This is a genomic window from Rhodopirellula sp. UBA1907, from assembly GCF_002337565.1.
In the GTDB taxonomy this organism is placed as follows: Bacteria; Planctomycetota; Planctomycetia; order Pirellulales; family Pirellulaceae; genus Rhodopirellula; species Rhodopirellula europaea.
The window spans coordinates 17,103-26,153 of sequence record NZ_DDGH01000089.1 but is presented as its reverse complement, the minus strand read 5'-3'; the positions used below and the strand labels follow the sequence as shown (position 1 = coordinate 26,153).

Below are 9,051 nucleotides of genomic sequence, written 5' to 3'. Positions count from 1 at the left end.
CAAGATGCAATCGATTCGTTTGGGACCGTCCAGCCCAATCGCTTGAACCGCGGCGGCCCAAGGCGAGAAGTAAGTCGGCGATTCTGATTTGACGCGATCCGCCAAAACGTCGGCCAGATAGAAGCCATCGACTTGGTTGAGAGGTTCCGGCAATCGCTCAGGTTCCAAGAACATCGAGAACCGCTGACGGTCAGGACTCTGTTCCGTGTCGCCGAAAATGAATTCGTACTCGCCACCCTCGGGACCGGCTCCCTGCATTTCGAACAACACGCGGTACAAGAGGCGTCCCGCACGACGAGCAGCCCAATTGTCCAAACGAGTTGGGTCCAACACGGTCGCGGTTTGCAAAACCCCGACGTTTACCAACGGATAGATCTGGTCGACTTTGCGAACCAGTTCCGTGCCGCCCTCAATATCAGGTTTAAGGAAGATGCTCTCACGCGAAAACTTGCGTGCATCTCGGTATTTCTTGGCTTCCAACGCCGCTAAAGCCTGGTCGCGTTTATCTTCCGCCATCGATAGGAATCGAGCGTTCCATTTCTTGATCGATGACAAATCCTGGCCGCGATATTCCTTTTCCAACCGCGCGAGCAACTGCTGTCCTAACTCCAACTTTCCGTCGCTGACGAGTTGATCCATCAGCTGATCCGTCAACGCGCCAATGGCGGTCAAAACCGTTTGCGTCTTGTACTCTGGTGCATAGCGACGCAGTTCTTCCAACATCGCCAGTGACGCACCGTACTCACCATTCTTTGCTCGTCGTGCCGCGTCCCGCCACAGGAACTCCGTCCGAAGCTGTCTCAAACCAGGGCGAGCCGGGTAGTCACGAATCAGCACCGATAGGAACGGGTAAGCACCGACGAAGTCACCGGCCTTGATTCGTTCTGCTGTTTCCCTCTCGAGACGTTTTTCCCAGAAATCGATGTTCTCAATGTCGGTCCACTTCGCAACAAATTCTTGTTGCTCGACGCCGACAATGCTGAACTTCAGCGAACCAGTCGGCGAAGCTGGGATCTCACGCCTGGGCAGATCCAACAATCGAGTCTTGACCCAACCGCCGCCGGACTTCTCGGTGAAGTAAATCAGGTCATGCGGCTCTTCCTGCAGCAGTTCCAAACCGGGAGCTTCCGGGCGACCGGACTCGGCATAGTTCAGCAATTGGGCGTGCACACTGGACGTGCCCACGACGAAAAGAACAGCGACCAGAAGAACGTTCTGGGCGATGCGTGGAAAGCATCGAGGTCGTCGAAAATGCAACACGTTGGAATTTATCAAGGACTGAAATTGCATGGATCAGGCGTCACCGGGAATGTTCGTGATGTAAACGACACCTTCCGTGCCCGGGACCAGCAACTTGTCGCCAACAGGCAACGGACCGGCCGACAAAGGTTGACCCAGGAGAGTTGTACCAACCACGTTGCCGGAGGCGGGATCAACCGCGGTCAACCAACCATCTTTGCCGGTCAGGACCCAGCGACCACCGGTCGAAACAACCTGATCAACCAACAAACCGCCTTCTGGCATTTGCGTTTGGAAGAGAGGTTCACCCGAAGCACTGAAGCCTCGCAATGTCTGGTCGTCAGTGATCAACAGTGCGATCTCTCCACCGGATTCCGACGAAGCAGCGATGGGTCCCCAAACGATCCGTCCGTCCAAGACCTTCTTGAACGTTTGCTCAAGCCCCGTTTGGTCGTGTCCGACCAAGTAGTCCGATGCAGGACCACTGACACTGCCGAGCAAGCTCGATTCAATGCCCGCCACGGTGCCCAAGAAAGGCGACTCCAAATCAACGCTCGACAACTCTCGGATCTGGTCGCCGACGCGCAATCGATAAAGCTTCTTCCGACTGTCTGCGATCAACACTTGATCCGGGTCAGCGGCACTCTTGATTGGGTTGGTCCACTGAACCGTAGCGGTTGGGTCGCTGGCTGGTTGGAATGGAGCCCCTTTGACGCGTCCGGTTTGCCAATCCATCAACACGGCACGCCCGGTATCAAGCGGCAAGAACAAACCACCGCCGCTGAACGTTGCCACTCCGGTCGGTTTGGGCCCCGTCAGTTGGAAGGTCACCTTGCGAAGCTTTTCACTTCGACGTGTGGGGTCGTAGATCAACGCTTCACCCTTCTGAGATTGGTTCAGCAGCATGCGTCGAACTTCATCAACCACGATGGGATTTTGGAAACTCATCGAGATTCCATTCGCACCTGGGTTTTCGATCGGGCCTTGCGTTGATCCCGCCGAGAGTGAATCAGACGTCAACTCGAACAGAGCACCTTGGCTGGTCACCGCATGAAAGCCACTTTCGGGAGCACGCGTGATCATCGCGATCGGTGTTCCGACATCGGTCCGCCACAATTCGCGTCCCGTCTTGGGTTCGGCCGCCGTCACGCGAATCGCGGAGGTGCCTTTCAACACGCGAGCGTGAACGAGAACATCGTCGAGCGACAATGGTTGACCGATGAAGGTGTCACCTTCGTTTTTGCCCCAATCGTAAACAACTCGCCCCGTGTTGATTTGCAATTCATAGCGACCGATGCGTTTGCCGGTGATCCACATTTGACTGCGACCGACCGCCATGCGAGTCAGCGTGGGTTTGTCATACGCGGCAACCTGTTGAGCGATTAACGAGACCTGATCTTTTTCAGATGTTGGTTCAATGTCGTACACCGCAACTTGGCCACGATCGGTCAACACGATCAATCGACGGTTTTGAACAATCGGTGGAACGACAACATTGCCATCCAAGCGGAACGGACTCTGAGCGACCTGGATGTTCTCGCCGTTCTCATCGACTTTCAGAACGTGAACTTGAGCGTAGTCGCTGCCGGCGTTTTCGATCACAAACACATGGCCGAGCAATGACACAGGAGCGACCGCAATCGTTCCTTCGTCATGTTCGATATACAAGCTTTCGATGCACTTGCCATCGCGTGCGTTGAGCACATAGAGGTTGCTGTGACTGCCGGGGATATAAACCCGATTCAGCGTGTCATCCAGTCCGGCGGGCGTCGACAATTCCTGTGACATATCCGTCGACCATTTGACGTCTCCTGAGTCCGAATCCAACGACACCAACGTGCCAGAATCCATGGTCACTAAGATGGAATCGCGTCCCGAAACGGGTTCGACAAATGGCTCGCCAAACTTTGCACGCCATTCGACTTCGCCGTCTTCTCCGCGGCAGCGACGAATTTCGTCGTTGGCCATGTCAGACAAAAGAACCGCGGTGCCATCGTCCAAACGCAACGGCGTGTAGTCTTCGCCTTGCCCGGTGTAATCTCGCCATAGCAAACGACCGTCGTCGACCGCGAACGCCAGGACCGATCCACCGGCGCGTAGGAAAAAGACTTCTTCTTCCACGCCCGGAATGGAATCGCCCTGACGTGTCGTCAGAACAATGGACTTCACTGCAGCGTCGCTGGCTGGTTCGTTCGTGATCTTTGGAGTCTTTGCCGATGGCTTGACCAACGTCTGTTGAATGTCGCTCGCTTCTTCGATCAATGTCACCAAACGCGGGTCTTTGGCCAGCTCGGGAAAGTCGCGAAGCAACGAATCGCGTTCGTCGTAAGCTTCCTTCGTCTTCTTCTCCGCCAATGCGGATTGCATGGCTGCTTCGGTCGCATCCAAGCGAACGTTGCGATCAATTTCGCGTTTGACGCGGTTGCGTGCTTCACTCAATTGCAACAAGCGACCCGACAACGTCGTCTTCATTGTCGACAACATGTAGTTCGGGTTGTCGATCAACGTTTGCTGCTCATCGAGTCGCTCGAGCAGACGCCGTTTCTCTTCGGTTTCTTTCGCCGCCTCGGCTTCTCTTGCAATGTTCTCTGCGACATCGACGAGGAAACCGGCCAGGTTGCCACGTTCATCGTTCATTGCCTCTTCATCGATGATTGTCGGCAGCTTTTCCTTTGCCATTTCCAACCCGGCAACCGGGTCAGTCATTTGCTCGGCACGAAACAATTCGCACATCGTGATTCGTGTTCGGGCCAGCGAAGAATACTGGCTGTTCTGGCCAAACTGGTCGAGGTAAGCGATGTAGGCGTCTTGAGCAGGTTGATAGCTTTGGCTGTCGTATTGCTTATTCGCCAACGCAATGAACTCGTCCGCGTTGCCTTTCGACAGCACAAACCAAAGCACACCGCCAGCGATGATCAAGAATCCGATGATTCCCAAGTAGCCATAAATTTTGAACGAGTCCCACGTGGACTTGGTCTCTGGCTTCTTCACTCGAGCAGACGGGCGACCGCGAGCCGGCGCGCCGTCCATCGCATCGCCCATGACTTCCGCCTCGGCGACCACTTCAACAGGTTCCGCCTCGATGGCTTCGACTTCCACCGGATTGTCACCAAATGGGTCGTCGTCTTCGATAACGGCTTCGGCAACCTCTTCGTCGTCGATCAATTGCGCCGTCAAATCTTCTTCGCCTTCGATCACTTCCGCAGCTTCGGAATCATACGATTCGCTGCGTAGTTCACCGATCAGCTTGGTCGCTTGGAATCGTGTCAGTTGCCCATTGTCGACCAACAACTTGGCCACCGCTTCGGGCGTCACGCGTGAGCCACCTTGAGACATTTGTTCTCGCAACGCCTCAATGATCTCTTGGTCCAAGAGACCCCGCCGTTCCAGTTGGTCAATCAGTTCGTTTGCAAGCATGTTGATGAATGTGAAACCGCCGACCATCGAGCCGGTGGGTTCTGTTGGTGGATAGAAAAGACAAGAGGCAAAGAATCACAACTGCTGACGCGGGGACATTGTCAGCGTGCGATGAGGGGGACGAGGGTCTAGAAAAGAATCAGTCAAAACCGTCGACTTCCGTGACTTGCAAGGCAGCAAAGCCGGCAATCGTTCCAGCGTCCATGCCATCAACCAGAAACTGTAGCTTGGCATTTTCGTGAACCTTGATGTTCAGCTGCATGCCGTCGCGATTGTCGCCCACCGCCTCTTTCAGGGCGGTGATCAAGTTCTGCTTGCCAGGCGTTTCTCTTTCCCATTCAGGAGCAAGAACAAGGAAGCCACCGTTCTCGTCGATCTCGAGTTCGACCGGGTCTTTTTCGTCGGTTGGATCAGGATCGGGATTGGAACTTGGCAATTCGGATTGCTGGCGAGGCATCTGGATCGACTTCTGCAACGAAAAGCTCGCCGTGACCATAAAGAAGATCAGCAGCAAGAACGTCACATCGACCATCGGAGTCATGTCCAGCTCACCGTCGTCGCGCTTTTTTCGCGGCGGCAAGGCATCGTCGTCATCGTCATCCAAACTGAACGCGGCGGGCTCGACCGAGTCAGCCGCCGCAGCGACATCACCCATCGCGGCGTGAGCTTTGGAAGCAGCACTTCCGACAGCTGCCAACTCAGGCTCCGCATCCACAACCGGCTCCGCTGAGACAGCTTCGACCGCCACTGGCTCAGCCTCGATTGGCTCAGCTTCCACCGGTTCGGCTTCCACGACCGCGGGCGCCTCCGGGATCGTGATGGGTGAGTCACAACCTGGGCACCGAATTTTTCGTCCGCCCAAGCGTTCGTTCACGAGACGTGACTCACCGCAGGAAGGGCACTCAAATTGGATTGACATGTTTGTCACTCAAAACGGATGCGGGATAGGAACGAATGAAAAAGGTACCTGACACCTTTTTATGACTCGTTGCTTACTGTTCTTTGACGGCGATGTAAGTGAATTCCAAATCTTGAAACGCATCACCAACGATCTTCTGAACTCTGGTGACCTCGGACACCTTCACCTCCGCGTCCCCGAGCAACATCACTTGGTTCTTGTTCGTTCCGATGGACTTTTCCAATTCACCAGTAAGATATTCAACGATCTCGCTGGTCGCGGTCTCTTCGTCTTTGCTGAATTCGCTGCCGTCGTAGCGACGCAAAATCGCGGGTGAATCACCGCCGGCGGGTTCAATGAAAATGACGGCCGAATCCTTCGCCGAAATGGCCAAACCGTTGGTGGCTTCCGGAATCTTCCCCGTTTGCGTCGGGTCCATTTTGGACGCAACCACAAAGAAGATCAGCAGCAGGAACGTGATGTCGATCATCGGAGTGATGTCCATCTCCTCCTCAGGACGCTTCTTGCGAGGCATCGCTGGTTCGTCGTCATCATCATCGTCGTCAATGAAGCCTTGACTCATTATCGCACTCCTGCAGCAATCGCTTCGGCGTTAGCGGAGGCACCGTTCTTGGTTGCCGCCCCTTGTGACTTTGCCAAACCAACCTTGAAGGCTTCGAAGAATCGCTGGAGACCGGATCCCAACAAGTCTTCCATTTTCGCGATTCGAATCATCACGGTGGCAACCAACAGCATCAGCGGAATCGCGATCGCCAAACCGCTGGCCGTTGTCACCAGGGCAACTTGAATATCGCCGGCCAACGCGGAAGGTTCGACTTGTTCGGCAGTTGCGAGCGTCTTAAACGCCCCCATCATCCCGAACACCGTCCCGAACAACCCGATCATGGGAGCACTCTTGATGACCGTGCTGACCCAGCTGAGCCGATATTCCAGATCGCTCATCACGTCGCGCTGAAAACGGTCCATCATGATTTGCTTGGCTCGTTTGAATCCTTCGTCGCGATTGACGACGGCCATATCGATCATTTGTGGAATCGCACGCACGTCTCCATCGCAGTATTCGTGCACGCCTTCGTAGTCGCCCGCACGCAGCATCTGCTCGACGTCATCCATGAATGCGTCTTGTTGTTCTTCCGTCTTGAATCGTTTTTGGCCGACGCGAGTCCAGACGATCACGATCTGATACAGCCCCCAAAGCGCAACGGCCGCAAGAGCCAGGTACGTTGAGTTGGAGATAATTTCGTACAGCGAAGTTTCAGCGAGCAACAACGTTTTGTCCTAAGTACTTTCAGAGTGATACGGTTGTTTGTTTGGATTCGGTTGGGCGTCCCGCTGAGGAGACAACTTGGTTTGGTGCCAGCCCGCTTTGCCTCGCGTTCTGGACTTGGTTGGGTGAGGTTTCCATCAGGCTCGTGTTGGTCATGCGACCGGATCGGAGCCGAAAAAGATTCCCCGGGGGTGAAGACGACAAGGTCGCCGCACTCCATTGTGGTCACCCGTTTGGAAATTTCACGTCATTTGCCTTTACGGTACCGCTGATCCACGACTTCGAATTGGTACCCGCTTCCGCTGGCGGTGCTTTGGAAGATCGTTTTCGCGATCGAAACAACGCTTGGATGCCCCTTTTCTTTGGCGTATTCGAGCTCGATGTGGGCCAGTTCGTTTTCCAACTGCTCCGGAATGAACTTCAACATCTGCCGACCGGTGACGTTGATTCCGGCCTGAGTCAGCAAGGTTCGGTCGAACTGCATCAGGGGGCTGGGTGTCGTCCACATGAAGTACAGACGTTTTTCTGATTCACTGTCGTCGACGTGCCGAGACTTTGGTTTGCTCGCCAAATTGCTGGCGTAGTCGACTCCCTGTACGGAACCGCCGATCGCCCCAAGCTCAATTTTGTAGTAATCCAACTGGCTGGCGTACGGCTTCAGCCCCTTGGCCGAAAAGTTCAATTGCCAACGTTCGAATCGCGGAATGATGTCTTCGCCTTCACCCTCGGGACCAGGTGGACGGCTGTCACCCTTTCCCGAGCCCGCGGTGCTGGCCGTGGCACTCGTGTTCATGGTGTCCAGAGCACCGGCGACGCTGCTGACCGCATCGGTCACCGCCTCGATCGTGTCCTGCAGGGTGGGCTCCATCAGCTCCTCGACTTCTTCCGCTCCCGGCGGTTCAAAGTCGCGTTCGAAACCTTCGGCGTTGTCGGCACGACCGGCCGCATTTTCCTCGATCGGTGGGAATGACTTGACTCTTTCTGGCATTCGCATCGTCAGCCAGACGATGAACAGCATCAGAACAAAGGCACCGATAAACAAAATCAGCGACATGAACAGCGAAGTCACCACGTCGAACTTGCTGGTCCGCAAACGTTCGCGTTCTTCCAATCGCTGCTTCTGAATCTCGGTCATGCCATCCGTGCTGGCAGACCCCGCCCCTTGCGACGCACCGTCATTGCTCGTGATATTTGATTTTTCGTCGATCTGTGGTTCGTCGATCACGTTCTGATCGGAAGAAGCCATGTATCAATCCTTGAGCAAGGAACGACCAATTCGTTGGCCAGGAAAAGTGTTTTGAAGAGTCCGATTGACGAGACGCACCATGATAGCGTACTTTTAGCACGCGTTGAATGAAAACTTCGCAGATGTCGCATCGAGGTTGGCAAAGAACCACCCCTCTCGACTATGCTCGTTTGATTCAAAAAGGTTAGATAGCTCAGTTGGTAGAGCACGGCCCTGAAAAGGCCGGTGTCGGCGGTTCGAGCCCGCCTCTAACCACTCCCATCTTTCTTGCCTTTCGTCGCCGGAATCACCCGACCGACGAAAGAGCCTCTGATTCGCGGCCGATCGCCGCATCGAGCCAAACAAGCGGCCGGAACCACTTCGAATCAGCGTGTGCCCAAATCGGCTTTCGCCTAGCCACCTGCCGCCGCCGAAAAAATCCGGCGGCGAACTCTTACCGGCAACCCAAGCGGGCTATTTCCGGCCAATGGCTTCCAAGTAGGCGTTCAGTTCCTGACGAACCTTCGGGAACAGCAGGAACAGCCCGATCATGTTGGGAAATACCATCGCGAAAATCATCGCGTCGGAGAACTCGATGACCGACCCCAGCGAAACCGCTGCCCCGATCACCACGACCAAGCAAAACAGCAATTTGTAGGACAAGTCAGCAGCGGTGCTGCGTCCGAACAAATACTTCCACGACTGCAGACCGTAGTAGGACCATGAAATCATCGTTGAAAACGCAAACAAGATGATCGCGATCGTCAGCAAGTAGCGGAATCCGGGCAACACACTGTCAAACGCGGCCGAGGTCAAATCCACCCCGCCCATTCGAGCACCATCGATCAACACAGTGCTGGTTGCCGAGTCGACTTGCCCCCATGCGAACGAATTGTCCGCGTTGAAAAGGACGATCACGATCGCGGTCATCGTGCAGATCACGACCGTATCGATGAACGTCCCCAGCATCGCCATGCGGCCCTG

6 protein-coding genes, 1 tRNA gene and 1 pseudogene are annotated in these 9,051 nt (G+C 55.1%); 1 reads left to right on the top strand and 7 read right to left on the bottom strand.

Translation table 11 applies throughout. The features are described 5' to 3' along the window. The 6 genes and pseudogenes from B2R17_RS19430 to B2R17_RS19405 all read right to left on the bottom strand — a co-directional run. A pseudogene (locus tag B2R17_RS19430) lies at window positions 1-1,290 on the bottom strand (peptide ABC transporter substrate-binding protein); the annotation flags it as partial. A 3-nt stretch (window positions 1,291-1,293) separates the two neighbouring features. Further along, entirely contained in the window at window positions 1,294-4,683 is a 3,390-nt protein-coding gene (locus tag B2R17_RS19425) for a PQQ-binding-like beta-propeller repeat protein (RefSeq protein ID WP_339886611.1), read from the bottom strand. A gap of 112 nt (window positions 4,684-4,795) precedes the next feature. Continuing rightward, the gene (locus tag B2R17_RS19420) at window positions 4,796-5,530 is read right to left on the bottom strand and encodes an ExbD/TolR family protein (protein WP_286765453.1); all 735 of its coding nucleotides are present in this window, start codon (window positions 5,528-5,530) and stop codon (window positions 4,796-4,798) included. A 118-nt stretch (window positions 5,531-5,648) separates the two neighbouring features. Further along, on the bottom strand, window positions 5,649-6,137 hold the full coding sequence (locus tag B2R17_RS19415) for an ExbD/TolR family protein (RefSeq protein WP_008671209.1): 489 nt from the start codon (window positions 6,135-6,137) through the stop codon (window positions 5,649-5,651). Beyond that, on the bottom strand, window positions 6,137-6,844 hold the full coding sequence (locus tag B2R17_RS19410) for a MotA/TolQ/ExbB proton channel family protein (protein ID WP_007335005.1): 708 nt from the start codon (window positions 6,842-6,844) through the stop codon (window positions 6,137-6,139). Before B2R17_RS19410 ends, B2R17_RS19415 begins: the two co-directional genes overlap by 1 nt. Window positions 6,845-7,089: 245 nt before the next feature. After that, window positions 7,090-8,088, bottom strand: coding sequence for a hypothetical protein (locus tag B2R17_RS19405; protein WP_008671212.1), 999 nt, complete (start codon window positions 8,086-8,088; stop codon window positions 7,090-7,092). 182 nt (window positions 8,089-8,270) lie between these two features. On the opposite strand from B2R17_RS19405, the gene B2R17_RS19400 reads away from it, so the two are divergent. Beyond that, a tRNA-Phe gene (locus tag B2R17_RS19400) sits at window positions 8,271-8,343 on the top strand. A 198-nt stretch (window positions 8,344-8,541) separates the two neighbouring features. Here the strand turns inward: B2R17_RS19400 and B2R17_RS19395 are convergent. Beyond that, on the bottom strand, window positions 8,542-9,051 hold a 510-nt coding region (locus B2R17_RS19395), incomplete at its 5' end, for an alanine:cation symporter family protein (RefSeq protein WP_286765270.1).